Annotated in this window: 26 protein-coding genes, 4 tRNA genes and 1 pseudogene; 14 read left to right on the top strand and 17 right to left on the bottom strand. The window is 52.2% G+C overall.

The genetic code is table 11. The features are described from left to right. Window positions 1–49: 49 nt before the first annotated feature. The 3 genes from P7079_RS07140 to P7079_RS07150 are packed head-to-tail and all read right to left on the bottom strand — an operon-like array spanning window position 50 to window position 4,059. Window positions 50–1,120, bottom strand: a complete 1,071-nt coding sequence (locus tag P7079_RS07140; RefSeq protein ID WP_278012588.1) for an NUDIX hydrolase — start codon at window positions 1,118–1,120, stop codon at window positions 50–52. Further along, on the bottom strand, window positions 1,117–3,396 hold the full coding sequence (locus P7079_RS07145; protein ID WP_278012589.1) for an RNA degradosome polyphosphate kinase: 2,280 nt from the start codon (window positions 3,394–3,396) through the stop codon (window positions 1,117–1,119). The genes P7079_RS07140 and P7079_RS07145 overlap by 4 nt, the downstream gene beginning before the upstream one ends. A gap of 60 nt (window positions 3,397–3,456) precedes the next feature. Then, entirely contained in the window at window positions 3,457–4,059 is a 603-nt protein-coding gene (locus P7079_RS07150) for a hypothetical protein (protein ID WP_278012590.1), read from the bottom strand. A 175-nt stretch (window positions 4,060–4,234) separates the two neighbouring features. Between P7079_RS07150 and P7079_RS07155 the strand changes: the two genes are divergently transcribed. Next, window positions 4,235–4,307 (top strand) — tRNA-Lys (locus P7079_RS07155). Between the two features lie 134 nt (window positions 4,308–4,441). On the opposite strand, the gene P7079_RS07160 is transcribed toward P7079_RS07155, so the two are convergent. After that, window positions 4,442–5,629: an IS1249 family transposase gene (locus P7079_RS07160; RefSeq protein WP_278012591.1), complete on the bottom strand. Its 1,188-nt coding sequence runs from the start codon at window positions 5,627–5,629 to the stop codon at window positions 4,442–4,444. A 280-nt stretch (window positions 5,630–5,909) separates the two neighbouring features. On the opposite strand from P7079_RS07160, the pseudogene P7079_RS07165 reads away from it, so the two are divergent. After that, a pseudogene (locus P7079_RS07165) lies at window positions 5,910–6,209 on the top strand (transposase-like zinc-binding domain-containing protein); the annotation flags it as partial. A 100-nt stretch (window positions 6,210–6,309) separates the two neighbouring features. On the opposite strand, the gene P7079_RS07170 reads toward P7079_RS07165, so the two are convergent. The 3 genes from P7079_RS07170 to P7079_RS07180 form a co-directional block, all read right to left on the bottom strand. Continuing rightward, entirely contained in the window at window positions 6,310–6,480 is a 171-nt protein-coding gene (locus tag P7079_RS07170; RefSeq protein ID WP_278012592.1) for a hypothetical protein, read from the bottom strand. 121 nt (window positions 6,481–6,601) lie between these two features. Then, a complete protein-coding gene (locus tag P7079_RS07175) occupies window positions 6,602–7,261 on the bottom strand; it encodes an ImmA/IrrE family metallo-endopeptidase (protein ID WP_278012593.1) in 660 nt (219 codons plus the stop codon). Further along, window positions 7,258–7,635 (bottom strand): helix-turn-helix domain-containing protein, encoded by a 378-nt coding sequence (locus P7079_RS07180; RefSeq protein ID WP_278012594.1) that lies wholly within the window; start codon window positions 7,633–7,635, stop codon window positions 7,258–7,260. Before P7079_RS07180 ends, P7079_RS07175 begins: the two co-directional genes overlap by 4 nt. A gap of 205 nt (window positions 7,636–7,840) precedes the next feature. On the opposite strand from P7079_RS07180, the gene P7079_RS07185 reads away from it, so the two are divergent. The 3 genes from P7079_RS07185 (at window position 7,841) to P7079_RS07195 (ending at window position 11,852) form a co-directional block, all read left to right on the top strand. Further along, the gene (locus P7079_RS07185; RefSeq protein WP_278012595.1) at window positions 7,841–9,877 is read left to right on the top strand and encodes an HsdM family class I SAM-dependent methyltransferase; all 2,037 of its coding nucleotides are present in this window, start codon (window positions 7,841–7,843) and stop codon (window positions 9,875–9,877) included. 50 nt (window positions 9,878–9,927) lie between these two features. Further along, the gene (locus P7079_RS07190) at window positions 9,928–11,001 is read left to right on the top strand and encodes a restriction endonuclease subunit S (RefSeq protein WP_278012596.1); all 1,074 of its coding nucleotides are present in this window, start codon (window positions 9,928–9,930) and stop codon (window positions 10,999–11,001) included. Between the two features lie 536 nt (window positions 11,002–11,537). After that, entirely contained in the window at window positions 11,538–11,852 is a 315-nt protein-coding gene (locus P7079_RS07195; RefSeq protein ID WP_278012597.1) for a DMT family transporter, read from the top strand. A gap of 6 nt (window positions 11,853–11,858) precedes the next feature. Here the strand turns inward: P7079_RS07195 and P7079_RS07200 are convergent, their stop codons facing one another. Beyond that, window positions 11,859–12,272 (bottom strand): recombinase family protein, encoded by a 414-nt coding sequence (locus P7079_RS07200; protein ID WP_278012598.1) that lies wholly within the window; start codon window positions 12,270–12,272, stop codon window positions 11,859–11,861. Between P7079_RS07200 and P7079_RS07205 the strand changes: the two genes are divergently transcribed. Next, complete coding sequence (locus P7079_RS07205; protein WP_278013637.1) at window positions 12,183–12,887, top strand: hypothetical protein; 705 nt, start codon at window positions 12,183–12,185, stop codon at window positions 12,885–12,887. The two genes, P7079_RS07200 and P7079_RS07205, sit on opposite strands and share 90 nt — an antisense overlap. A 298-nt stretch (window positions 12,888–13,185) precedes the next feature. On the opposite strand, the gene P7079_RS07210 is transcribed toward P7079_RS07205, so the two are convergent. Genes P7079_RS07210 through P7079_RS07220 form a run of 3 tightly spaced genes read right to left on the bottom strand, consistent with a single transcriptional unit; the run spans window position 13,186 to window position 16,299 of the window. Continuing rightward, window positions 13,186–14,043, bottom strand: coding sequence for an endonuclease/exonuclease/phosphatase family protein (locus P7079_RS07210; RefSeq protein WP_278012599.1), 858 nt, complete (start codon window positions 14,041–14,043; stop codon window positions 13,186–13,188). A 2-nt stretch (window positions 14,044–14,045) separates the two neighbouring features. Then, window positions 14,046–14,483 (bottom strand): peptide-methionine (R)-S-oxide reductase MsrB, encoded by a 438-nt coding sequence (msrB, locus tag P7079_RS07215; protein ID WP_278012600.1) that lies wholly within the window; start codon window positions 14,481–14,483, stop codon window positions 14,046–14,048. Then, window positions 14,476–16,299 (bottom strand): mechanosensitive ion channel family protein, encoded by a 1,824-nt coding sequence (locus tag P7079_RS07220; protein ID WP_278012601.1) that lies wholly within the window; start codon window positions 16,297–16,299, stop codon window positions 14,476–14,478. The genes msrB and P7079_RS07220 overlap by 8 nt, the downstream gene beginning before the upstream one ends. A gap of 211 nt (window positions 16,300–16,510) precedes the next feature. Between P7079_RS07220 and P7079_RS07225 the strand changes: the two genes are divergently transcribed. The 3 genes from P7079_RS07225 to P7079_RS07235 all read left to right on the top strand — a co-directional run bounded on the left by P7079_RS07225 (window position 16,511) and on the right by P7079_RS07235 (window position 16,803). Beyond that, window positions 16,511–16,583, top strand: a tRNA-Glu gene (locus P7079_RS07225). 32 nt (window positions 16,584–16,615) lie between these two features. Next, window positions 16,616–16,689, top strand: a tRNA-Asp gene (locus P7079_RS07230). A 38-nt stretch (window positions 16,690–16,727) separates the two neighbouring features. Next, window positions 16,728–16,803 (top strand) — tRNA-Phe (locus tag P7079_RS07235). Window positions 16,804–16,845: 42 nt separating this feature from the next. On the opposite strand, the gene hemH is transcribed toward P7079_RS07235, so the two are convergent. Continuing rightward, a complete protein-coding gene (gene hemH, locus P7079_RS07240; protein WP_278012602.1) occupies window positions 16,846–17,904 on the bottom strand; it encodes a ferrochelatase in 1,059 nt (352 codons plus the stop codon). Between the two features lie 159 nt (window positions 17,905–18,063). On the opposite strand from hemH, the gene P7079_RS07245 reads away from it, so the two are divergent. Continuing rightward, complete coding sequence (locus P7079_RS07245) at window positions 18,064–18,681, top strand: HAD-IA family hydrolase (protein WP_278012603.1); 618 nt, start codon at window positions 18,064–18,066, stop codon at window positions 18,679–18,681. A gap of 6 nt (window positions 18,682–18,687) precedes the next feature. On the opposite strand, the gene tpx is transcribed toward P7079_RS07245, so the two are convergent. After that, a complete protein-coding gene (tpx, locus tag P7079_RS07250) occupies window positions 18,688–19,182 on the bottom strand; it encodes a thiol peroxidase (protein ID WP_278012604.1) in 495 nt (164 codons plus the stop codon). A gap of 148 nt (window positions 19,183–19,330) precedes the next feature. Here tpx and P7079_RS07255 point away from each other — a divergent pair, with 148 nt between their 5' ends. The 3 genes from P7079_RS07255 to P7079_RS07265 all read left to right on the top strand — a co-directional run bounded on the left by P7079_RS07255 (window position 19,331) and on the right by P7079_RS07265 (window position 20,451). After that, window positions 19,331–19,735, top strand: coding sequence for a phage holin family protein (locus P7079_RS07255; RefSeq protein ID WP_278012605.1), 405 nt, complete (start codon window positions 19,331–19,333; stop codon window positions 19,733–19,735). Continuing rightward, on the top strand, window positions 19,732–20,091 hold the full coding sequence (locus P7079_RS07260) for a DUF3618 domain-containing protein (RefSeq protein ID WP_278012606.1): 360 nt from the start codon (window positions 19,732–19,734) through the stop codon (window positions 20,089–20,091). Before P7079_RS07255 ends, P7079_RS07260 begins: the two co-directional genes overlap by 4 nt. A 150-nt stretch (window positions 20,092–20,241) precedes the next feature. After that, window positions 20,242–20,451, top strand: coding sequence for a DUF3073 domain-containing protein (locus tag P7079_RS07265; RefSeq protein ID WP_278012607.1), 210 nt, complete (start codon window positions 20,242–20,244; stop codon window positions 20,449–20,451). A gap of 114 nt (window positions 20,452–20,565) precedes the next feature. Here P7079_RS07265 and P7079_RS07270 read toward each other — a convergent pair whose 3' ends face one another. The 3 genes from P7079_RS07270 to P7079_RS07280 form a co-directional block, all read right to left on the bottom strand. Beyond that, window positions 20,566–20,925 (bottom strand): sterol carrier family protein, encoded by a 360-nt coding sequence (locus tag P7079_RS07270; protein WP_278012608.1) that lies wholly within the window; start codon window positions 20,923–20,925, stop codon window positions 20,566–20,568. Beyond that, the gene (gene gdhA / locus P7079_RS07275; RefSeq protein WP_278012609.1) at window positions 20,925–22,262 is read right to left on the bottom strand and encodes an NADP-specific glutamate dehydrogenase; all 1,338 of its coding nucleotides are present in this window, start codon (window positions 22,260–22,262) and stop codon (window positions 20,925–20,927) included. Before gdhA ends, P7079_RS07270 begins: the two co-directional genes overlap by 1 nt. Before the next feature lie 153 nt (window positions 22,263–22,415). Next, window positions 22,416–23,117, bottom strand: coding sequence for a TetR/AcrR family transcriptional regulator (locus tag P7079_RS07280; RefSeq protein ID WP_278012610.1), 702 nt, complete (start codon window positions 23,115–23,117; stop codon window positions 22,416–22,418). Between the two features lie 178 nt (window positions 23,118–23,295). Here P7079_RS07280 and P7079_RS07285 point away from each other — a divergent pair, with 178 nt between their 5' ends. Further along, window positions 23,296–24,246 carry a hypothetical protein gene (locus P7079_RS07285; RefSeq protein WP_278012611.1) on the top strand — a complete coding sequence of 317 codons (951 nt, stop codon included), beginning with the start codon at window positions 23,296–23,298 and terminating at the stop codon, window positions 24,244–24,246. A gap of 89 nt (window positions 24,247–24,335) precedes the next feature. Here the strand turns inward: P7079_RS07285 and fbaA are convergent, their stop codons facing one another. After that, on the bottom strand, window positions 24,336–25,358 hold the full coding sequence (gene fbaA, locus P7079_RS07290) for a class II fructose-bisphosphate aldolase (protein ID WP_278012612.1): 1,023 nt from the start codon (window positions 25,356–25,358) through the stop codon (window positions 24,336–24,338). Window positions 25,359–25,413 lie beyond the last annotated feature (55 nt).

Raw genomic sequence — 25,413 nt, forward strand, 5'->3', positions numbered from 1 at the left:
AAGGAAACATGGGCGGTGCGGTTAAGTAAACAATTGGTGAACAGTGAACTCAGGCTGATGGTCGCAGACGTTCGAGAGCGACGACGGTTGGCCCATTTCGCGGCCGGGACTGCGTCTGATTCGTGGAAACGAGCAGATTTTGTGTGTTGCCCTCTTGCTCGGAATTTTCACTGGATGCTACCGACAACGGACGACGTGCTACGTGGGCAATGATCATTTCGCCTGTTTTGAGCCACGGATCTTTTTTCGGAATCTGCGAAAAAACTTTTGAGCGAGTGTAATCCTGGAGTACATCCATCACCGCAGGAAGTGTTGGCCGGTGCAACGAAATCACTTCAGGTAGGTCAACCTGCTCAAAACGGTTCCGCATCCATGCAGTAAATCGTTGTGGATCAGCAGCGAATGCTGATTCAGTCAGTGCATCAACTACTCGAACCACACTATCGATTGCTCGTGCGTACGGAGCCACAGTATCAACACAGCGAATCCACGGTGACGAGATGATTTCTTGAATACCATATGCGCCAAGTGTCGAAACGAGATGGCGTGCCCGCGCAGTACCGACTTTCGTTAAAGGACGGTTGTGTTCAGTAGCATGAGGATATTGTGCGGCCCATGAGGAGCGTGATTTTGCACGCGTATGACGAACAAGCACTATCGGCGTTGTCTCAAGTGTCCCCGCGCTATAAGCCCTGATGAGTTTGCTCAGGATCTTGCGGTCTCCATCCCGAGTCAATTTCTTTTCTGCCTCTGAGACAGTCACCCACCGACGATCGTCGATCTCTCCCTTATTTGCCGCCCATCCACGCGGACGGGCGGCACGAATCGGCGATCGTGGTGGAGCGACAGTGGCTGCCCAATATCGGACTTCTTTATGGCGCCCATCGGGCAGATCATAGTACTGCCAGCCGAGGGGCTGGCCAAGAATAGGAACAATCCGTGCTTCTTCGGTCACCTCCCGTACTGCGCACTCAACCAAAGATTCACCGGTTTTCACTTTCCCTTTTGGAAATGACCAGTCGTTCCACTTGGGGCGGTGGATCAAGAGAACGTGGAGAATCCCCTGACGAACCCTCCACACTACAGCCCCAGCCGCATGAACATCGATCAATGCGCTCACTTCGCTTTCACCCGATCGCGAGCGCGGCGCATCAATATCTCCTGGATATCTTTAAGACGATTTCCCTCGGAATCGTGGGCAACATGGTGCCAGCCATCACTATCGAGACGCCACGAAGCAGTCTCATCAGAACATGCAGTTCTGACAAGATCGATGAGGAATTCGATTTGTTCAGGTTCAACAATTTTGATGAGTGCTTCGATACGGCGATCAAGGTTGCGATGCATCAGATCAGCAGAGCCAATCAGAACATCCGAATCGCCATCATTGCAGAATGCATAGACCCGTGAGTGCTCAAGAAAACGCCCGAGTATAGAGACGACTTTGATGTTCTCCGATAGCCCTGGAATTCCGGCACGCAGAGCACAGATGCCACGAACCTGAATCTGGATATTCACTCCATGCTGGGAAGCACGGTAAAGCGCATCGATAATGGTCTCGTCTACAAGAGAGTTGGCTTTGAGAAGGATCCAGGCGTCTTTTCCTTCTTTCTTATTCTCGATCTCGCGTTCGATTCGTTCAACTAGCCCTGTACGGATCCCCGTTGGCGCCACGAGGAGCCTGTGGAATTTGACCTTTGGCGCATATCCCGACAGTTGATTGAACAAACGGGTGAGATCCTGCCCCACATCTGGATCGCAAGTAAGGAGGCCAAAATCTTCGTATCCACGGGCAGTCTTGGGATTGTAATTGCCTGTCCCTACATGACAGTACCGACGCAAGCCATCAGGTTCTTGGCGTACGACCAACGAAAGTTTGGCGTGGGTCTTCAACCCGACGATGCCATAGACCACGTGAACCCCAGCCTGCTCAAGTTTACGAGCCCATTCAATATTGGCTTGTTCATCGAAGCGCGCTTTAATCTCCACGACTGCAAGAACTTGTTTTCCAGCATTTGCTGCCTTAATCAGAGCATCAACAATCGGAGAATTACCCGACGTACGGTAGAGGGTTTGTTTGATTGCAAGAACTTTCGGATCTGCGGCGGCTTGTTCAAGGAAACGTTGCACAGAAGTGGAGAAGGAATCGTAGGGGTGGTGTAAAAGGACTTCTTGCCGATTCATCGCATGGAACACGTCTGGGGCAGCTGATGTTTCGCGTTCAGCAAGCCCTGCGGCAGTCACGGCAACGAACTTTCGGTACTTCAGCGTCGGACGATCCAGATCATGAATAGAGTTCAAGCCCGTCAGATCCAACGGTGTGGGGAGTCGGAAGACATCTTCTTCACGAATCCCCATCTCACGCATCAACAGCGTCAGCACGTGTTCAGACATATCTTTGGCAACTTCAAGGCGCACCGCAGCACCGAATCTGCGACGAAGAAGTTCCTTTTCAAGCGCCATCAGAAGGTTTTCGGCATCGTCTTCTTCCACTTCGAGGTCTTCATTACGCGTGACTCGGAATGTGGAAAATTCCAGCACCTCCATGCCTGGGAAGAGAGTACCGAGATGCGCTCCGATCACTTCTTCCAGCGGCACGTAATAGGTACGCCCATGTTCATCCGTTGGCACGTCTTCTGGATCGTAAGGTCGCCCCTCTGAATCGACCGCAATGAATCGAGGGAGCAAGGCAGGGACTTTTACCCGCGCGAAAAACTCTTTTGAGCTCTTCGGATTACGCACGATCACAGCTAGGTTCAACGAGAGACCAGAAATATATGGGAAGGGATGCGCCGGATCCACCGCTAGGGGCGTCAGTACGGGGAAAATTCGACGTCGATAAAATTTACGCATACGGTCCTTGGAGGACTCTTCCAGTTCATCCCAGTGTTGGATGACGATGCCGTTTTCAGCAAGTTTGGGCGCAATATCTTTACGGAAAGCTTTCGCATGGCGAGCCATCAGCTCCTTGGCTCGCAGGTTAATACCTTCGAGCACCCTGCGAGGACTAAGACCCGAAGCACTCGGCGTGGCCATTCCCATAGCGATGCGCCGCTTCAAACCAGCCACACGCACCATGAAAAACTCATCCAGATTCGAAGCAAAAATCGCTAAAAACCACGCTCGTTCCAGGAGCGGAAGATCCTGATCTTCCGCTTGTTGAAGGACACGCTCATTGAATGCGAGCCAGCTCAGCTCACGATCAGCGAACCGCCCCTGAGGAAGATCAGATTCTTCGTTCTCCATCAAACGTTCAGACGCCTGTGCCAAGGTTTCAGTAGCAACCGAGGATCCGAGAGGTGCTTTCTTCTGCTTGTCCAGCTGCTGGGGATCAGCACCTGCACGCCAAAACTGTGCTGCGTCTTTGGACTCAAGAGTTGGTTCGTTTTCCGCCATCGTTTTCCCGTTCTTCAATTTCTCTTTCGCTCGGCCACATGCGGGCCGAACCCCGTGGATTTAGTGCAATTCACCATTTCGATAAAGCTGAGCGGCATGGAGAAACTCTCGTGACGTCGCCGTCATCGCCGTCGTCCTCAACGTCACTTCAGTGGCGAGCGGGTGAGCGTCATTCGTAATCCACGTTGGCTCAACTTCTCCCAAAACTGACGTCAGATGTGCGGAATCAGCAAGAACTTTCCCAAAGTCTCCCGAATAGGCACCTTTGAACACTTCAGTCCACTGTAGGCGCACCTGCCGTGGATCCACTTTTGCCTCACGTGACGTTGCTTTGATAGCTGCCGCCAGACGATCCTCTACTGCCTGAGGATAACGGCGAATCCACTCGCTGAGAAGAAATCCGCGCCACAGAACACCCGGCAGTGAATCATCGGGAGAACGTACCCACGATTCCGCAACAACATCGACTCCTTCGGTTGCTACCATGCTGATGATTCGGTTTCGCACCTCGGGGTCATCTTCACGAAACACCCCTTCAAGAGGCACGATCGCCTGTGCCGTGGTGTGAGCAAGCTCGGAATTGTAAGCCGTATCCGATTCACCCTCGATTCGCTCAATCTGTTCTGGTTCAAGCTGTGCTGGACGCCGTGGACGAGATGACATGACTACTCCTTCGTGTTATTTCTATTGTCTCCCACACCCCCTATTGCCGTCGATACCGAATCGCGATCTGTGGGTTGGGATGGCGTAGAGCGAAATTGTGGAAAATTTCTTCCTTTCTGACTTCGCAAAAATGCCGAACACGCGCTAAAGTGGAGGGGCGGATGTTTCATCCCATGGGCCTCTAGCTCAATTGGCAGAGCAGTGGACTTTTAATCCATGGGTTGTGGGTTCGAGTCCCACGGGGCCTACAGAAAAGCGGCGATTAATCGCCGCTTTTCTTATTTTTCAATCCTGCACTTTGGGCTTATAGGCCAGATGGTGTTGGTTTTTGGTCTGTTTGGGTTAATAATCAAAAATCGTTGCTAATGGCGGCGTGTCGTGTTTAGTTTGAGCGACCGGCCCAGCCTTTTTGGATGTGGAGTCCGTTTTCCCAGGGCTGTTGAAGATCAATGTGAGTATCGATCTCGACCGGGCCTGGATCGAGGTCTGGTTTTTGCGACACCTGTGGTTGGGCACGGTTGTTGATGAACTCGGTCAGCGGCTTAGGTTCGGGGCTGCGGGTGTAGAGGTAGTAGTCAAGGGCGGTGAGCATGTGGGACTCGGACCATCCACGGTGTGCTTTCAGATATGACTTGAGGGGCGAGTTGACCACGCCTTCTAAACTGTTGGTTGACGACGCTAGTGGCGGGGATACGGGCAGGTTCAAGGCGAGGAACGTGAACAGGACGCCGTCCTTGACATAGCGGTCAAGAGCACGGACCATGCGGCGGGTGTCGTGGTGGGTATACCACCATGTTTTGTTGTTTCTCGCGAATTTGGGGACCTGGGCGGCCGGGACCGCATGCCGGTAGGTTTTCTCCGCAAGCCACGTGTCATACAAGCCATGGAACGCGGCCAAGGCCTTCTGCCATGCGATGACCTGATCGATGCTCGTGACGCGGGTGAGGTTGAGGGCGAGGTTGTAGAGGGCTTTGTGCTGGTCGATCTTGGGTCGGGTCGTCGTTACAGTGCGGATGTTACGTTGGACGTGAACCACACAGCGCTGGATACGGGTATCTGGCCAGCAAGCTTTGATCGCTGCGAGTGCTCCTCGGTCCCCGTTCGTGGTGACGATGACCGGGGGTGGGATACGTGCCAGCAGGGCACTATAGGCGGTTTTGTTCTCTCGCTGACATAGCTGATAGGCAATCACTTTTGTTTTCTTGTTGATGATGGTCGAGGCCGTCAGTACGCACCAGCCGTAGCTGATATAGGTCCCGTCGATGAAGACTTGCTCATAGACCTCGCCGGTGGGTTCCCAGATCGGGCGAGTGTTCCAGCACCAGGCGTGATCACGGTTCCAGGTTGACCGTGAAACACCGGTAGCGAGCCGCAATGGCTGGGTGTCGGTAACGTAGTCAAGGAATTCCTTGAACTGTAAGAGGCGTTGATCTACTACTCGCTTGCGAGTGGAACTATAGCGACACTGGGTGCAATACCAGCGCTGGGTTCCTGAAGGATTTTTGCCGTTTTTCTTCATTGGCTGGTCACAGATGGGGCATTTGGCGGCGCGCGTACTGCGGATTTTCACTCAATGCACATAACGCGTTTAGTGTCAACGATTCAAAACCTTTAACACGCCCACTGTTAATAATCCCTAGTTTGACCTGCGATACCAACGAAAAACCCGATCTTTAGCAACGATCTTTGAACATTACCCCGTCTGTTTTTTTGTTGGTGTATCAGTGAAAAGTGGGGTTTGAACTCGTTTTGACTTGAGTTTTTGGTTGGCCATATCGTGTTGGTTTTACGGTATTTTTTTGGCTTGGATAAGCCGTAAAGTCGGTGTTGAAGTCGGCTTGAATTAAGGGATGGGAAATCCTCGATGCATTATTTGTAGCGGCACGACCCAGAAATGGGGTTCGACTCGAGCAGGGAAACCACGATTTCGATGCCCGACCTGCCGTGTTAGCCAGAGCCGGAGCAATAATATCCAAGCTCGTGATTTTGCTGCGTTTTTAGACTTCATAACGGGTAAAAATACGCTGGCAGATCATGGAGCTAAAGCACGCACACTACGCCGCCGTAACGAACAATTTTGGTGTCTATGGCCTGTTTGCCCACTCGTTGATGAAGTCCATCATGTAGTTTTCGTTGACGGGATCTACCTGCTGTGAGGTAGTGGTTTGCGTGATCCTTGCCCGTCTTTGCGGTTCTAACGGATCGAATGAATTGATCTAGTTATTCAGTTATGAAGAGTTGGTGGGCCAGTCAGGCTCGTTTGTGGAGTTTGTCTGGCGGGATTGGTTCATTCAGGCTGAAGATGTGGCCGTGCTCGAACCAGAGGTAGGTGCGGCACCCTTTGACTTGGATTTCGATGATTTCCAGGTCTTCGTCGACTTTGCAGATGGTTTTACCTGCGGCGTTCTTAATTGGTTTCAATGTCCGATTGTCACCGGTCCTTTCGTATCTTGTTCGCTTGTTCGCTAACTTGTGAACAAAGTGAGTAAAAAAAATGGGTACGCCAACCATTCAGTTGGGCATACCTACTATGCGGCCAGGTTCAGAGTGTCAATGCGAATTGCAGCCGACAGCCGTGAAACGGCAAACAAATCAGCAAGTGCTTGCACAATGTCCTCCTTTTCTGATTGATCAGTGATCGCGTACCACCCGCCAGGGGTGAGGTCTTTGAAAGCCATTCGAAACGCTGGCAACGGATCAGCAGGGCTGCGCCAAACTGATTAGCCTGCCACTCGGCGGAGCTGGCATACTTCTTCGGCATCTCACACTCATCAAGTGAATCAACCCGATGTTCCTGAATGGGAGCCAGTACGGAGTTGGTATGCGCGAAGCAATGTTTGTGCAAATGCAGATGCCCACACTCGTGCGCCACAGTGAATCGCTCGCGACATTCAGGTGAGTCAGCCAGTGCCTTACTGTCTAAGACAATGGTGTTTTCAGTGAGCTGCACCCGATGCTTGCCGCCGCGCGGCCCGAAGGTATTTACTTTGCCATCTCGTAAAACGGACAAGCCAAGGATGGTGTCGTCAGTCGAGAGACGGTGGTAGTCAATGGTGGCGTTGAGTTGAAACTCTGCCAAGTAGTGAATGTCAACGATGGTTGGCTCAAAGACTGCATCCTTGCCAAAGGTTGCATTGACAAGGTTCATGGCTTTGCGCTCAATAACGGAGCGTTCTAGGTATGGAATGTGGACATCGGTCAACGGCGGCCACCGTCGCCTTCAATGATGTCGATAATCTTCTGCCAATCCTGGTCGGAGTAATTGCGATCCTTGGCGCGCCGTAGAGCAACGCGGGCATTGTCGGTCTCGCGAATGTAGTCAGTGAGATCAGTAGGAGTTTGGTCGTCCCGCGTAAGCGCTGCTAGGTCAAACATTTCTTCACGCTCAACTGAAGTCAGCGAGAGTGCAGAAGCGATTGTTTCGAGCTTACTGTCAGGGGCAGCGCGACGACCCTTCTCGATATCCGAAATGTAGGACGCTGCCATATCTACCTTCTCGGCAAATGCGCGCATCGTAAGGCGGGCACCCTTGCGCTTGCTCTCTATGAACTTCCCAAACTTTAGGTGGCTATCCATTGCTGTGGCTCCGTTTACGCTTGTTCGCTAACATGCGTACAAGCGTATCATGCGTCCCTATCAAGCGCATACGTGTCGAACCTAGTAGGTGGGCAGGTGAGATTGTAAAATTTCCAAGTGTAGAACAGATCGAATTGCCTCTAATTGCGCTGTTTTGTCAGCAATAAGGCGTTGATGTTGAAGGGCGTGAAGGATGGCACGAGGTGTGCAATCGGTTGAGCCACTAGTCGCTGATCGGGTTAATGGATGGCTTCGCGATTATGGGCTGTCCTATTACTTAGAACAAGATGCTCCAAACGATGAAATTAAGCAAGCTCTTCTCCAGTATGAGTCTAAGGGTGGTGGCAAGGGTGGCAATCGCCCCGACGCCTCACTGCTGTTAACAGATTCAACAGAGCGTCATTGGCCGGTGCTCATCGAGTACAAGGGCTATCAAGGGAAGTTGGTCAAGCTCGACTCTTCTTCGAACGTAGATAACGTGACGAGCAAGGATGAGCCAAACTATAAAAACATTAAAGAATTCGCCGTAAACGGTGCGGTTCACTATGCGAATGCAATTCTTCATCACACAAGTTTTGAAGATGTAATCGCAATCGGTGTTACTGGTCACCGTGATTCTTTTGGTGAATTACAACTTGAAATCGGTGTCTATTACGTATCGAAGCGAAACTTTGGCGCGGGTCAGCGTATTGGGACGTTTACCGACCTTTCGTTCCTCAAAAAAGAGAATTTTGAGGATTTTGTTGAACGGATCAACAATCTCAATCTTTCTCCAGATGCTCTGGAGGAAATTAAGAAGAAACGCGAAAGTCAAATTGATGCGAATCTGCGCAAGCTGAACAACGATATTTATCAAAATGAGAAGGGGATTTCAGAGAACGCAAGAGTCTACCTGGTAGCAGCTTCAATTATCGCTACCTTGGGAGTTCCTGGAAAGGTTCGCCCACTAGAGCTAAAGGAACTTGAATCTCGAACTGAACGCGGAGAAACTGATGGTGCGAAGATCCTTCGTAAGATTGAGTCTTTCCTAGCCGAGAAAAATATTCCTATCGAAAAAAAGGAACTGATAGTCGGGACTCTCGCACCTACACTAACTACGCAAAACCTCAACAAGCCAATTGAAGGCGAGACCCAGCTAAAGAGAATCTTCCGAAAGGTTGTCGAAGATCTCGGTATTTACTACAAGATCGGCCTCACCACTGACTTCACGGGCAAGCTATTTAATGAAATGTACAGCTGGCTGGGTTTCACCCAGGACAAGCTAAATGATGTTGTTCTCACGCCTTCATACGTTGCAACACTTCTAGCGAAGTTGACTCGGGTAGATAAAGACTCGTATGTGTGGGATTTTGCAACAGGTTCTGCAGGCTTGTTGGTAGCGGCTATGAACGAAATGATCATTGACGCTCAAGAAAAAATTGATTCCCCGGACGAGTTGCATCGAAAGATAGCTCAAATAAAGGCAGAGCAACTTCTGGGGCTTGAGATCTTGGACAACATCTACATGTTGGCGGTGCTCAACATGATCATGATGGGCGACGGCAGTTCAAACCTGCTCAACGAAGATTCGCTACGTTACTCAGGAAAATATGGTTTTGGGGCAACTGATAGGCAGTTCCCCGCCACAGCGTTTGTGCTCAACCCGCCATACTCTCAGCCGGGCAACGGCATGATTTTCGTCCAGCGAGCACTGTCACTTATGCAAACAGGTTATGCTGCCGTGATCATTCAGAATTCTGCTGGATCAGGTAAAGCTCGTGAATTTAATCAGAAGATTCTTGAACGCAATAGCCTTATTGCGAGCATCAAGATGCCTGTCGACTTATTTCTTGGAAAATCCTCTGTTCAAACCAACATATATGTATTTCGAGTTGGGCAACCACATCATAAAGATGACGTGGTCAGGTTTATTGATTTTTCAGATGATGGCTATTCGCGAGCTAATCGTCGGAAAGCTAAGAGTGGAGTAAATCTTCGAGATACCGGGGATGCGAAGCAGAAGTATCAAGAGGTTGCAGATCTGGTTAGATTTGGAGCTCATAAGCGAAACCTTATCCCTGAAGATTGTTACTTCGAGGGGCATATTGACCCTACCGACGGTGCAGACTGGAACCAGAGCGCACCTATTGATACCCGGCCCACTGTTGCTGATCTTAAGAAAACAATTGGCGATTATCTTGCTTGGGAAGTTGGCAAAGTAATCCAAAACTCGAGTAGGACTGATTCTTCATTGGGAAAATAGAAGCCCAACTAGATTCGCGGTTCACCGAAACTAGTTGGGGCACATTCCTGGTGGGTGACCTATTTGATGTCTCGGCTAACAAGCAGCTGAACAAGGACAGTTTCACATTTTCAGACAATGGTGATTATGCCTATTTCACGCGCACCGTAAGTAATAACGGGGTTCTTGGATACGTCGAATACCTCGACGATGAACATAAGATCCCTGGAGGATGTATAGCCGTCGGCATGCTTGGCATGCGTTTCTTCTATATGGAGAAAGACTTCTATGCGGGTCAGTTCACTAAAAGGCTCATCCCTAAAGGCTTTAATTTAAGCAGATCGAGCGCGGTCTTTTTCACTGCTCTGCTGAACAAATTTGAGCCTTTACTGAAACAAGGGTTAGTTAGAGATTTTGAGCGCGTTCTCACGGCTCAGTCAATCGACTTGCCAAGCAAACATGGAAAAATCGATCTTGATTACATAGAAGCAATTGTTGCTGCCCTTGAAGATGAGCATCTGAAGAAGCTGGTTGCCTATCTAGAAGTATCTGGCTTTGACAATCTCACTTTGTCTGATGACGAAAACCTAGCTCTTCAACAGGTGTTTGACTGCAATTGGAAGAGTTTTCGGATTGGTGATGTGTTCGAAAAGTTGCCAGGTAAAAAGGCAGCCAAGAAGGACGTTCGCAAATGGCGCGATGCAGAATTTAACGTCCCAGCGGTCTACTGTAAGTTCGGCGATAACGGGATCATGTATTGGGGTCGCGAAGGGGAATTTGCAACCTTTGAAAACTGTATCTCCATTGTGTATAACGGTGAAATTGCCGCAGGTAAAGTGTATGCACAGAAAGAGCCTACGGGTATTTTGGCTGAGAGCTATATGATTCGACTGAAGGACGGACCTCAGAGTCATAACCTGAATCTATTCTTGACCGCATGCTTAGAGAAAGTCCTTTACCCTAAGTATTCGAGAGACTTTTTGGCAACCTGGAATGAAAAAGTTGAGGATGATGAGTTCTTTATGCCGGTTGATGCATCTGGATCACCTGCTTTTGGATTGATGGAGGCAGCTGTCTCAGGGATGATGAAACTCGTTATTGAGGATGCAACTGCTTTCATAGGGCAGAGGTCATCATCTCGTTAAGGTTCACCATTGCACGATGTTCGCATGGTCTAGCAGCCGTGGGTTCACTTAATATGAGGTGGGATATCCCCGTCGTGGTGCCGGGTAGAACGGCAAGCAACTGCAGGCGGGATGCTGGCGGCTAACGATCACGTGAAAACCCTTGTTTTCAAGGGGAAATACGGTTATCCAGTGCTCTGTGACTGCCCGGGGCTTTGTATCTTTTATTGAGTGCAAACAACCATTAGCACCCAGCAAGTAACACAGTTACTCGCTGGGTGCTTCTTCGTGCAATCGTTGGTTCACCTTACAACGAAGCTCCAAAAGCCCTGGTCAGAGAGACTTTAGGTTGTTGTTGCGTGTGGTGGTGCTAGTTACGCGGGTTCGAGCCACGCAGGTACTGAGATGAAAATCGCCACCGAAGATTCAATCTGGCAGCAGAAGTTCAGGTAGGGTTGAAATAGCCGGACGAGGGAGCCGTACCCGGAACCGCCAATTGTTGGGTAGTTAAAGTACGACGGCCATATTACCTTTCTGACATAAGATAAGGAGTGGCCGTGTACTGGTTTGTGCTCATCATTTCTGGACTACTTGAGGCCGTGTGGGCAACTGCCCTCGGTAAATCCGCAGCCTTCACGAAAATCGTCCCGTCCATAACTTTCGTGATTGCTTTGATCTTTAGCATGTTGGGGCTTGCTTTTGCGATGCGAGATCTGCCGACAGGGACGGCCTATGCAGTTTGGGTGGGGATAGGTGTCACAGTGACAGTTGTATATGCGATGCTTACTGGCACAGAACCTGCATCAGTGTTAAAGATTGTTTTCTTGTTGATGATCGTATCTGGCATTATTGGACTCAAAGTGGTGTCGTAGGTTTCCTTATACCTCGCATTTGAATTCCATACTGATCTGCCCGTCAGCGGCAATCGCAATCTTCTCGGTGATGACTTCAAGCTCACCCTGCAACATTTCATCCGTAATCGTCGGGGTCTTACCCGGGTGCTCTACCTCGTATCGGTGATTGCATTTCCACACCACCCGCTTATATTTACTGGTCGAATGCCAAGTCTTCGCACCATACAAACCACCACAATACTCACAGAACACCACACACGAGAAAGTGCGGTTAGCCCGGCCACTACTCGGAGTAGTGCGCATTAGGTGTTGGACGAGCTCCCACACCTCCGGATCAATAATCGCCTCGTGGTTACCCTCAACGTAATACTGCGGCGCCTGCCCCTCATTCTTCACCAACTTCTTTGTCAGAAAACCAGCAGTGAACCGCTTCTGCAAGAGTGCGTCGCCCTTGTATTTCTTGTCAGTGAGAATGCTTCAACGGGGTCAGGCGTATCTCAGCGATTTGCTGCAAAATTTGGTAGACTAGTTCGCGAAGCCCCGGTGGAGTTCTGGCTTGCAGGAAACTGTAGAGTTATTCTCGCCGGGGCAATGTCGTATCTGCTTGCTGTTTTGGGAGGTGACATTGTCATGAAATCAGCCGATAGTAATTGGCTTGAGTTATGGCTGTCGCCTGCACGTTTAGCAACTTACCTTGAACTTGCTAGTGGTTCAGAAAACCTTGCCCTTGAACTGTACGAGCTAAATAGTAAACTTTCGCAAGCCTTGATGCATGACATTGCGCATGTCGAGGTTGCCTTGCGAAACAGGTACGACGAAGTGATTAGCTCAAATTTTGATGGAAGCGAGCACTGGCTCTTTGATTCAGCATCTCCAGTTAACCAATCGTCGCATCATGAAGTGTTAATTGGTGAAAGAAATCTTCGGCAAACTAAAGCTGCTCATGCAGGCGTGATGACGCTGGCTGAAATGTTATTGCCCGAACTGGCGGATCACTTGGCACGTACATCAAAGGTCGCAATTATGTTAGAGCGGACAGGGCGAAGCCTGTAGAGGTTCACCATTGCACGAAGCCTTGACTCACTAGATTATGGGGGTTCACTTTTGTGAGCAGCCGAGTTCTTGGAATCTTTAAGCGCTGTTCATCTAGCGTGTCAGTAAAATGATATTTGGATCAAATGAGTCAAAGATTGCCTTGTTCGCTGGGAAAATCTGGTCAATGATGCGACTGCTTTAGTTGTTTTCTTGCATCTTTTGTTGAACCCAAACAACAGAAAAGCGGCGATTAATCGCCGCTTTTCTTATTTTTCAATCCTGCACTTTGCCCGCACCTTGCGAAGCGGTGTTCCGCCTAATCCAGCTCCACCTCAGCAAAAAGCCCGAGATGATCCGAAATAGTAAACCGACGGGTGTGTGCATCTTTTGCACTTACACCGACACCAAGAAGGTGATCGATTTGTTTGGTCGGTTCCGAGGCCGGGAAAGTCAGCCCCTCTGCCAGCTGTGTAAATTGCGGCAGCGACTCGCCCATCCACCATGGGCGATCATCTTTCACTAACTCTGCAGCCTTTGCGAGTAGATGCTGACTGACGTCATTAACGATGCTTGGATCAGTGTTGAAGTCACCAGCGAGAATCATGGCAGGAAGCGCACCACCTTTTGATGTCACCGCAGTGCCATCTTCGAATGCATCGTCCACATGTGCTTTATCTAATCTGGCAACTCGCGCAAATCCCGCCAATGCGACTGCAAGCTGCACTCGAAGAGTGATCGTTGACGCCTCAAGGTGGGTAGAAGCAAAAATGAGGGGTTTGCCCGAATCAGAGGTTTCAAGATACGTCACGCGCCGCGGTTGCTCCGGCTTGAATCGCAACCCGCCAACATACCCCTTTTGCCCAGTACGTAAAGCCCACTGAACCTTCGGAAGCTCAAGGTCGTGTACACGAGTGATCGGTTTACGCGAAAGTATTGCAATTCCAGTACCGAATGTCGTACGGGAAAAGTGGTGATACATCTGGAGTTCGTCAGCAAGGATCTTCGCTTGGTCAGCAAAATTCGAACGAATGTTAAAGCGATCAGCTTCCTGCAACGAGAGCAGATCGAGTTCTTCTTCTTTCAGTTCCTGAGCTAGTGCAACAAGAGCTTTCGATGAAGGACGCCACCCATCGGCAGTTGTGCCGTATTGAAGATTGAATGTGCCGATTCTCACGATCAGCCCTCCGCCCCGGAGACAGAGCCGTCATCCGCAACGAATGTCAAACATGCCGAATTCATGCAGTAGCGTAGGCCAGTGGGAGTCTGGGGAGCATCGGGAAAAACGTGCCCGAGATGCGACCCACACGAAGCACAACGCACTTCGGTTCGTGGGCGTCCAGGCAGTGACGTGTCCTCAATGTACTCGACCGCATCTTTTTCATCTGGATCAAAGAATGAAGGCCATCCACAGAACGAATCGAACTTAGTCTCAGACGTGAACAGCTCTGCTCCGCAGGCTTTGCACAGGTACATTCCCGAACGCTTCTCATTCAAAAGCGCGCCCGTGCCAGGCATCTCGGTTCCCGCAGCGCGCAAAATATTGTATTCGAGGGGTGTGAGCTGGGCCTTCCACTCTTCCTCCGTGCGTGCTTTGGGGTATTTCTTCTCAGTCATTTTCGCCTCCTTGAGCCGCCTGTGAGTCACTAGCGGTGTCGCCAGATTCTATCGCGGTTGGGTTACCTTTCGCCGCGATTTTAGCTTCATCGACTTTGCGCTTGCGCTCTTCATAGGCTTCCTCACCTGGGCCAGCATATGTTTCCGCTCGTTGTTCGTTCTCAGGGGAACCCGAGAAAAGTGAGGCTTCGTGACCGGGTTTGACATTCGCGGTGGTTGTTAATGGCGAGTTCAGAGGCGACTCGTGAGCTTCTTGAGTAGCAGATTGGCTCAGCCGCTCTGCAATCGATGTTCGCTTAAACTTCCCCGAGCTGGCGAACTCTCTTGCCGCTTTCGCCATCGACTTTCCACGGTTCGCAATCTTTCCCGACGGCGTTCCCGCGGAAGACGCTGTGGAGGAAGATCGAGCAGCACTTTGAGTGGGTTTGGCCTCGGTATCGTCAGGATTTGAAGCCGATTCTGCTTTCTGCGCAAGGATTTTCATGTCAGCAGCAGTGAGGACTCGTGTGGACTGAACGTCTTGTTTTTCCAGCTCGAACGTGGACAGATAGCTCGGTTTGCGCACCGCAGTCTGCGCCTCACGCACTTGCTGCTTTGCTTTCTTTTCCTCAGCCAGGCGCGCCTCGACGAGAGCAGTTGTTACTTCACGCGACTCTTCAATAGAGACACTTTCATGGTGATATTCACGCTGATGAGGGATCGATTGGCGCGCCTCTTTCTGGATCCACAAAACAATTTGTTCGCGCAGATAATTCTTCAAATCAACCAACGTGGAGGAGTCCTTTGCGGAGATCACCGCGCGAACCACGAGGTTTGTCCCACTGGCGTCACTCACCTGAAAAACGCCAAGGCGACCGTCCCAAAGATCAGAATTGGCCAGTAAACGCTCCACCTCAAGACGCATCGCCTGGACGGGAACCGCCCAGTCCACTTGCCACGTCACATCACCGTACATTTCGGGCGCACGCCTCGTCCAATTTTGGAACGGTTGTGACACAAGACGCTGCGAAGGGACGATAATTCGCCGTCCATCCCAAATCGCAAGAACCACATAGGTCAAAGTAATTTCCTCAACCGTTGTGTAATTGCCTTCGAAATCAACGATGTCACCAACACGAATCGAGTCAGAGAAAGCCAACTGCAGCCCCGCAAAGATATTGCTCAGTGTGCCTTGTGCAGCAATACCGGCGACTACAGATAACACGCCCGCCGAAGCTAATAACGACGCTCCCGCCGCCCGAGCACCGGGGAATGTGAGGAGCACCGCAGCGAAGCCAATTAACCAGATCGCAACCAGAATCACCCGATGCAGGATCTGTGTTTGCGTTTCGATCCGGGCGGCCTTGGAACTCGATAGCTCACTGACGCGGGCATAGATCGACGTGACGATACCTTTCGCAATCGACGCGACAAGATACGTGCCAGCGATAATTGCCGCGATGAGGAACATTTGGCTCGCATACGCGAACCAATACGGCTCTACACCCTGGGCAGTGTTTGCGGCAGCAAAATTGAAGCCGAACCATGCCCCGATCACAATCAGCAACACGTCAATCGGACGCGCAGCTGCATGGATAATCGGCTTCAGGTGCTTGCGTCGAGCAACCATCGCAGTGAGAAACGCGATGGAAACTAGGCCAACGACGAGACCCGCAACCGCACCGACCCCGACCCCGATAACCATCTGCATCACGTCGAAAGACGCTTCGACTACTTCATGAGCTTTTTCTTCCAGCGACGACGGCGACGGGGATGGCGTGGGCGACGGTGTCGGAGACTTCGCCATGACTGCTTGAACGAACCAGTGGGTGAACATGTCTCAAGCCTACCGAGAAGATATGACAGTTTTTGCCTACCACCGGAGATTCCCTGCAACTTCTTTGGCAAAACGTTGAAATACCACCACTTTACGAGTGACGCACGTCATACTCTTTTGATTTTGCAAACCTCGTGCGATTCAGGCTAAACTAATACCCGTTCCACCGAGGATTCGGAACGAGCAAGTAACCAACTTGTTGGTTATCTAGGCCCCCATCGTCTAGCGGCCTAGGACCCCGCCCTTTCACGGCGGTAGCACCGGTTCGAATCCGGTTGGGGGTACGGCTTCGCCAGAAGCTGCGAAAGCAAAATCTGGCCCTGTAGCGCAGTTGGTTAGCGCGCCGCCCTGTCACGGCGGAGGTCGCGGGTTCAAGTCCCGTCAGGGTCGCGGAAGAATCGCCCGGTTTCCGGGCGTTTTTTCTCACTGGCTCTGTAGCTCAGTTGGTAGAGCGTTCGACTGAAAATCGAAAGGTCACCGGATCGACGCCGGTCGGAGCCACCAAAACCCCGAGAATCAATGATTCATCGGGGTTTTGCTTTTGCCCTATAATCCCCAACCGCTGATTCCTCGACGCACCTGCTGTTCCATGCTATCCATGAATGCTGGCGCGGTATTCGCCACAGGAATATAGGTAAAACCGTCTGCTGGCCCACCTGCTTTCACAAATTCGCCACGATTCAAAATATTGATTTCCTGAAGTGTCTCAAGACAATCTGTGGCAAAACCTGGACACACCACATCAAGACGTCTCACACCAGCAGCCCCAAGCTCACGCACAGTATCAATAGTGGCCGGGCCTACCCACTTGGCCGGACCAAATACAGATTGATACGTTGTCAGAACACCTCGGTCATATTCAGAATCAAGCCCGAGCCGGTGTACCACGGCCTTCGCCGTCGCCTCACACTCTCGAACATACGGATCGCCACTGTCCACCATCGCCTGCGGCAAGGAATGAAAGCTCAAAAGCAAACGCTCGCCTTGGGAAAAATTCGGCTGAGTGCCCCGATCTTCCCAGACCTTCTCAATCGCACTCGCTACGGCCTCGATGTAATGTGCATCGGTAGGGAAAGAACGCATCATCCGAAACTCCAGCTGATCGCGATTCTCTAGTGACCACCGAGACACTTCATCCATCACACTCGCCACCGTCGTCGCCGAATACTGTGCATACATTGGCATCACCAACACGCGTCGGTAACCACGCTGCTGCAGGTCAGTGAGCACCTGTCGAACGGTGGGCGCCGAATACCTCATCGCGAGGAAGACGTCGGCGTCTGCCCCTAAGCGTCGGTCAAGCTCGGCACGCTGAGCCTGGCTCCAGTGCATCAATGGTGACCCCACAACCCCCTCACCTGCTTTTTCTCCCCAAATCTGAGCGTACAAAGAAGCAGCATGACGCGGTCGGACACGCAAAATGATGCCTTCCAAGATTGGCCTCCATAACGCAGGGTGCATCTCGATCACGCGTCGATCCGTCAGGAATGTGCGAAGGAATCGGCGCACGTCTGCAATCGCTAACGAATCAGGTGTCCCAAGGTTGACCAACAGCACTGCCGGCTTCATTGCCCGAGCATGTGGGGCCGCGAATGTTTTGACCATGAAACTAATGTACTGAACACCGAATGGAATCCCTAATACGGTGCGTGATCATGCATACCTCTTCACGCGTTGCGCCACCAGCTCACGTCGGGCCATATCGAAGATATGCTAGGAAAAATCTCCCAGATTTCACGCTCAAGCACGCCGTAAACTAGCGGTGTGAACGTGATATGGGATATGGGCGGCACGCTCATTGATACGTATTCGCCGGTCAATGCATTGTTTGCGGCAAAAGTTGCCGACGCCGGGGGCGAGATTTCGCCCGCAGGCGTAGCAATATTGACCCGGCGTTCGATCTCCTCCGCTATTCAGACACTCGCACAGCGTTTCCTTATCTCAGAGGGAGAATTACACGCGGCGTACGATTCCTTAAAAGCGTCGTGGCAGGACACTCCCGCTCCGTTAATCGCCGGAGCACGGCGAGCACTGGAGGCAATTGTTGGCGACGGCGGGGTAAATGTTATTGTCACTCACCGTGATCGTCCATCAGCCACAACATTGCTTGAACAACACGATCTTTCGCATCTCATCTCCGATATGATTTGCGCCCCCGACGGATTCCCGCGCAAGCCAGATCCGACGATGTTCCTTGAGATACTTGAGCGCAGTGACCTCAAACCGTCGCGCACACTCGCTGTCGGCGATCGTGAAATCGATGTAACGGCAGCACATGCCGCTGGTTTACGCGCGGTGCGCCTCACACCCGATGGCGTTCGTGCTCAGACGAAAGCCGATTGGACTGTCCATCGTCTTCTTAAGGTTCCACACCTGCGTTAAGCGACGCTACAGCGCCGCAACCGCTGAATCGTAATTTGGCTCCTCAGTTAACTCTGCAACTTGCTCGGTGTACACCACTGTGCCAGTCTCGTCGATGACGACGACCGCGCGCGAAAGTAGCCCGGCGAACGCGCCCTCGCTCAAAGTCACGCCATAATCTGTACCAAAGGTTGAGCGGAACGCTGACGCTGGCAGAACGTCGTCGAGTCCTTCAGCCACGCAGAAACGCGACGCCGCAAAAGGAAGATCCATCGAAACGCACAGCACTACTGTGTTGTCGAGGGAAGAGGCAAGGGGGTTAAAGTGCCGAACTGATGCGGCACACGTGGGAGTGTCGAGAGATGGGAAAATATTCAAAACAACGCGCTTACCCGCGAAATCTCCCAGTTTGAGTTCAGTCAAATCTTGGCCGACTAGGGCAAAATCAGGGGCCGTCGCCCCGACGCTGGGTAGCGAGCCAACAGTTACCGCGGACGTACCGCCAATGGTGATTTCAGTCATGCGTCTATCCTATGCACGGTGGTGTTGGAGACGGCAGGCTTGAACGCCGAGAGCGAATTACCTGTACTCACGCGCGCAAAGGGCAAGCGTCTTATACCATAGAAAGGTAGCAGTGGCGCCAAGTGGGTGCCGCATTAAGGAGCCAAACGTGACATTAGAGAACAATCCGAAGCAGGGGTCGTCAATCGGCGAACTGGTTGCAAAGATCACCGCACAGTTCTCAGCGCTCGTGCGCGACGAACTGAAATACGCCACAGTTCAGCTCCAGGCAAAGGTCACAAAACTTGGCATCGGTGGCGCATTACTCGCCGTTGTCGGTGTACTCGCTTTCTACCTGCTCACCCTTTTGTTGGGAGCAGCGGTCGCCGGTTTTGCAAAAATCATGCCGGTATGGGCTGCTTTCCTCACTGTGGCTGGAATTGTGCTCCTGATCATGGTTATCCTGACGCTCCTGGCGTTGGCAAAGTTTAAGTCGTCCAAGCAGAACGTTGTTGATCCGAAGGCGGGTCTGATAAAGGACGTGGACGCAGTAAAGAAGGGATTCACAAAGTGAGCGAAGCAGTGAACAGGGTTCAGGCAGCTGCAGATGCATCGCGTAAGTCTGCTAAAGATTACGAAGTGCATGACGATACCCCCGATAACCGCACGCCCGAGCAAATCGAAAAAGATATGCAGCGCGTGCGCGATGAAATGACCGCGACAGTCAATGAACTGGCAGCAAAGCTTGATCCGAAGCGCCTAAAAGAAGACGCCAAGACTGCAGCGTCTGCCAAGGTCAATGCTGCAAAGGAGAAAGCAGCGGAGTTCTTTGCTGCCGCGAAGAACGGAGATCGTCAAGCTATCGGCATCCTTGCCGCAGCAGGAACCGTCATTCTTGGTTTGGTTGCGCGAGCAATCTTCAAGAAATAGGTTATCCATAGATAAGTAATTGAGCACAGTTCGGCCGCAGCGAACGTTCCACGTAGAGTTCACGCGAGGAAACGAGTAAACTGAGGCCGGAAATTGATGTGAAACATTTGGGGCATCATGCCCCTTCGAGAGTTGAGGGAGGTCGAGCCTATGGGGCGCGGCCGTCAGAGAGCCAAGCAGCGTAAAGTAGCACGCGATCTTAAGTACTTCAGCCCGGAAACCGATTACCAGGCACTCGAGCGTGAACTGACTTCTCACAATGAGAAGGATGATGACGCCAGTGATTGGGAGGAGTACGATCCGGATCACTACGAGGTTCCCCCAGCAACAGATGACTGGGATGAAAACGACTGGAAGTAATTCCAGCTCGTACTGACGTTAGTGGAGGGCGAGGCCATATGGCCTCGCCCTCCACTAACGTTTATCGTGGCACCACCCAGATTGCTCGATGACACGAACTGAGGCTTGTGGGCCTCAGAGTCCCAACTGTGCTGGGCCAAAAAGTGGCAGATACGGCGTGAGATCTGCACGCGTGCCTGAGTGCGAGATGGTGCGTGTATCAACTTCGCGTCCCACCACAAGATCGAGCCACGTTTGGCCATCCATTTCCACAACATTCGGTGGAGTGCCACGTCGGTGGTTGATTCCTTCGATTGCTTGGACAGCCCCGATCCAGGGCACACGAATCTCCACCGCATGACCTGGATGACGCTCAGCAAATTCTTCAAGTGCAAAACGCACAGCAGTGATCAGCGTCGGACGCGACACCTCTCCCCCATGCGCGTAAGCCCGAATTGCTTCTAGCCCGTCCTGCGAAGAAATTCGTCGTTTCATCACATGATTCCCTGTGCGAGCATCGCGTTCGCAACCTTGGTAAAGCCAGCCACATTCGCGCCCACCTGGTAATCACCAGGTGCGTCAACGGCGTCTGCCGCTTCAAGCGACGAGGTGTGGATATTACACATGATGTCATCCAGCTTGGCTTCAACCTCATCAAATGACCATTGAGCAAAGCCTGCGTTCTGCGCCATCTCAAGTGCCGACGTCGCCACGCCACCTGCGTTCGAGGCCTTCCCCGGCGCGTACAGCACACCAGCGGCCTTTGCCGCGTCAATCGCCGCATTGGTCAGCGGCATGTTGGCACCTTCAGCGACGAGCTTCACGCCGCCCTTGATCAACGTGGCCATGTCGGATTCATCAAGTTCATTTTGCGTAGCACACGGCAGGGCGAGATCAACCTCTGCAGCGTCCCAAACGCACGCACCTTCGCGATAGACAGCACTCTTGCGACGTTGCGCATATTCCGCAATGCGTCCGCGTTCGACTTCCTTAATCTGCTTGAGAAGCGCGACGTCGATTCCTTCCGGATCGTAGATGCTCCCTGTTGAATCCGAGGCAGTCACGGCCTTGGCGCCAAGGGCCTCAAGTTTCTCCGCAGCATAGATCGCCACATTGCCCGAGCCTGAAATCGCAGCAGTTTTCCCTTCCAGGCGGTCACCTGCGGTAGCAAGCATTTCACGAGCGAACATCACCAAGCCGTAGCCGGTGGCCTCAGTGCGAGCCAATGAGCCGCCCCAATCGAGTCCCTTACCCGTGAGCACACCGGCTTCAAAGCGGTTTGTAATGCGCTTGTACTGACCGTAGAGGTAACCGATTTCGCGTCCTCCTACACCGATGTCACCAGCAGGAACGTCGGTGAGGGCACCAATGTGGCGGTACAGCTCGGTCATAAATGCCTGGCAGAAACGCATCACTTCGGCGTCGGACTTTCCATGCGGATCGAAGTCAGATCCGCCTTTGCCACCGCCGATCATCTGACCGGTGAGGGCGTTCTTGAAGATCTGCTCAAACCCGAGGAACTTGATCACTGAGAGGTTGACCGATGGGTGGAAACGCAGGCCACCTTTGTACGGGCCGAGCGCGGAATTGAATTCGACGCGGTAGCCTCGATTCACCTGCACCTTCCCGGCGTCGTCAGTCCAGGCAACGCGAAACATCAGTTGACGTTCGGGTTCGACCATCCGCTCAAGCAAAGCTGCCTGGGCGTATTCGGGGTGCTTCACAAGCAAGCCGCCCAGCGAATCGACTACCTCACCTACAGCCTGCACAAACTCCGGCTGCGAGCCATTTCGACGCTCGATGCCTTCGATGATCTTTTCACGAATGTCCACTCGTCCTCCTTCTTCAACGGTTTCGACGTTCAGCCTAAATCAGCCTAAATCATCAACGGCCGATACGCCGAGAAAACCACATGGTGGGACAACTACTGGCGACAGGTTGGTGAACATCCCAATGAGCAGGTACGCCTATTCGCCCAGATTTCGTCAGCTCTCGCGGGGTTGCAGCCCTAACGCCGAAATAATCATCCTCAATACAAGGGAGGTCATCGCACGTGCATCAAGCTCAACAAGAGATTGATCAGCACCGATTATCGTTTCACCATTATTATTCGCTGCTCCATGGCGAGCATTGAGCCAGTGTTCACCCACTCCGCGCACGAATGACACCATCCCGACAGCCCAGACGCGTGACCGAATGCGCTCGCCTTCGTCGTCGCCACTTCCTTGGGAAGGAACGGCTGCACTGATAGCAGAGAGGAGAGCTTCATCAATTTCACCAGCCAACGGCACGATACTGTCGTTTTCTGGCGGAGCCGACGTCATAAACACGTAAACATGGGGATCGTTTTGAAGCATCGAAAAATATGAGAACAACGTGTGTTCCATCACCTGCTCAAGATCGAGTCCCGAGCGATGTTCAACTTCAACCGTCGTTTTCCACCCGTTGACGAACCGATCGGCAACTGCTCGCTGCAATCCCACCTTGTCACCGAAATATCGGTAGATAATCGACTTCGAGGTGCCGAGCTCCTTGGCTATTTGATCCATCGAAACAGTGCAGCCGTAGCGACGAATCACATCCATCACTTGGTCAATCAACGCTTCATATCGCGTTTGACGATGTTCCTCCCAGCGCAAATTACGGCGATCAACTTGCTCTTGTTGACACTGTGGTTCGTAGGGCATCACGAAAACTCCTTCAACGATTATCACAATGCTTGACACATCTGCTCGACATTTTCCCTGCTCATATAGGGTACGGGCATGATCATCAGTGTGTCGCGTCGCCACTCCGGTAGACTGACGTAAGTTGTCGCGGCATCATGACCCGGCACGTCCAGGAATGCCGAACGAAAGGATTCTCATGGCTTCCAAATGGTTGAAGGCCGCCGCGATCGCGCTCCCAGCAGCGCTATTGTTCGGCGCATGTGACACTACAATGTCCGTCAAATTCAACGAAGACCGAACCGCTGAAGTGATCATGGATATTCACGACACCGATGGTGCTCTGACCAAACTCGCAGGTAATCGAATCAACTGTGACTCCTTTAAGGAACAGCTCAAGACACAGGCGAAGGATCAAGATACCAAGGTTGAAGATCTGACTAACGGTGGAAATCTTCACTGCAAGCTGTCCTCGAAGGGGCCAATCTCAGCCTCTTTCAAGGGTGAGAGTTTCAAAGAGACCGATACCACCTACATTTTTGACGGCTCAAGCCTTGCAGGTCTCAAACAACGTGATCTGAAGCAAATGAAGGAACTCCCCTTCCCTCTCAACATCAAGATGAACATTGAAATGCCCGGAGAAATTGTGAAAACCGAAGGCGATGTCAAGGTTTCGGGGAACACCGCCACCATCGAGGGCATTGACGCACTTGCCAAGGGCTTCACAGTTGAGGGCAAGAAGAATGCTTCGATGGCCTCAAGCATCGGCCTGTGGATCGCTATCGCCGTCGGCGCTGCACTGATTATTGGAATCGTGGCGTGGCTGGTACTCGCAGCGAAGAAGCACACAAAGGGCGCCGACGCTCAAAGGTACCAGGGGTCTGAGACGCCGATGGACGGTGCCCCTGCATCGATGCCGTCGATTCCGTCAGTTCCGCAGGCACAGCCGAGCGATCCCACTGGTGTCGCTCCAGCACCGGCGACTCCCGTGATGCCGACGCAGAACTCCTCCGCCCCGATCCCGGGCGAGGTGACAAATGGTGAACAGCCGGAAATCGCAACGGCTCAAGCTCCTGAAGCTGCCCAGGCAGAAAACCCGGGAACCGTGATGGATGGCGGCCAAGGAAACGATGAACCGTTCCTTCGCTGAAATAGTCAGTAAATAGTCAGTAAATCAAGGTGCGGGCGACAGTTTCAGACTGTCGCCCGCACCTTGATAAATATGTTCGCTTAGTTAGCTCACTTCATCTTGGTACCGGTGGAGCCAAGGCGCTCGCACGCTTCGACAACGCGGGCGGCCATGCCAGCTTCGGCAGCCTTGCCCCATGCACGCGGATCGTACTTCTTCTTGTTGCCAACTTCGCCGTCGATCTTGAGGACGCCTTCGTAGTTCGTCATCATCCAGTCCACAACTGGGCGGGTGAAGGCGTACTGGGTGTCGGTGTCAACGTTCATCTTGATGACGCCGTTGCGCACTGCGGTGGCGATCTCCTCAGCGGTGGAGCCGGAGCCACCGTGCATCACGAGATCAAATGGCGATTCCTTGCCAACCTTGGCACCAACCTCAGCCTGGATGTCACCCAGGAGCTCAGGACGGAGCTTCACGTGGCCGGGCTTGTAAGCGCCGTGTACGTTTCCGAAGGTCAGAGCGGTGATGTAGCGGCCATTCTCGCCCATGCCGAGCGCTTCGATGGTCTTGAGAGCATCCTCAGCGGTGGTGTAAAGCTTCTCGTTGATTTCGCCCACAACGCCGTCTTCTTCGCCGCCAACAGCGCCGATCTCGATCTCAAGAATGGTGTTCGCAGCCTTGGCCATGGCGAGCAGTTCCTTAGCGATCTCAAGGTTCTCCTCAAGCGGCACTGCAGAGCCATCCCACATGTGGGACTGGAAAAATGGGAGGCGGCCAGCCTTGACTTCCTCAGCTTCGAGCTCAAGGATCGGGCGAAGCCAGGAATCGATGTTCTGCTTAGCGCAGTGATCAGTGTGAAGCGCAATGTTCACGTCGTAGTTCTTGGCGATCTCGCGCGCGTAAGCAACCATGGCGAGCGAACCAGCAACGCGATCCTTCACCGTGGAGCCAGACCAGTACTCAGCACCGCCAACCGACACCTGGATGATGCCGTCCGACTCCGCATCGGCGAAGCCCTTGATGGCTGCGCTCAGGGTCTGCGAAGACGTCACGTTAATAGCAGGGTATGCAAACTTGCCGGCCTTAGCGCGGTCAAGCATTTCGTTGTAAACCTCAGGGGTTGCGATAGCCACTTCAGTGAGCTCCTTTATCGACAATTTCTGACGTCTTCTATTATTCCACGCTTTG

The organism is Arcanobacterium canis (genome assembly GCF_029625435.1).
GTDB lineage: Bacteria > Actinomycetota > Actinomycetes > Actinomycetales > Actinomycetaceae > Arcanobacterium > Arcanobacterium canis.

What these genes read in the sequence shown, in the direction of transcription:
- P7079_RS07285 (WP_278012611.1), top strand. Translation starts at nt 23,296, where the DNA reads ATGGCTTCCAAATGGTTGAAGGCCGCCGCGATCGCGCTCCCAGCAGCG.
- P7079_RS07150 (WP_278012590.1), bottom strand. Translation starts at nt 4,059, where the DNA reads ATGTCATCTCGTCCACGGCGTCCAGCACAGCTTGAACCAGAACAGATT.
- P7079_RS07280 (WP_278012610.1), bottom strand. Translation starts at nt 23,117, where the DNA reads ATGCCCTACGAACCACAGTGTCAACAAGAGCAAGTTGATCGCCGTAAT.
- P7079_RS07220 (WP_278012601.1), bottom strand. Translation starts at nt 16,299, where the DNA reads ATGTTCACCCACTGGTTCGTTCAAGCAGTCATGGCGAAGTCTCCGACA.
- hemH (WP_278012602.1), bottom strand. Translation starts at nt 17,904, where the DNA reads ATGGTCAAAACATTCGCGGCCCCACATGCTCGGGCAATGAAGCCGGCA.
- P7079_RS07265 (WP_278012607.1), top strand. Translation starts at nt 20,242, where the DNA reads ATGGGGCGCGGCCGTCAGAGAGCCAAGCAGCGTAAAGTAGCACGCGAT.
- tpx (WP_278012604.1), bottom strand. Translation starts at nt 19,182, where the DNA reads ATGACTGAAATCACCATTGGCGGTACGTCCGCGGTAACTGTTGGCTCG.
- P7079_RS07180 (WP_278012594.1), bottom strand. Translation starts at nt 7,635, where the DNA reads ATGGATAGCCACCTAAAGTTTGGGAAGTTCATAGAGAGCAAGCGCAAG.
- P7079_RS07270 (WP_278012608.1), bottom strand. Translation starts at nt 20,925, where the DNA reads ATGAAACGACGAATTTCTTCGCAGGACGGGCTAGAAGCAATTCGGGCT.
- P7079_RS07145 (WP_278012589.1), bottom strand. Translation starts at nt 3,396, where the DNA reads ATGGCGGAAAACGAACCAACTCTTGAGTCCAAAGACGCAGCACAGTTT.
- msrB (WP_278012600.1), bottom strand. Translation starts at nt 14,483, where the DNA reads ATGACTGAGAAGAAATACCCCAAAGCACGCACGGAGGAAGAGTGGAAG.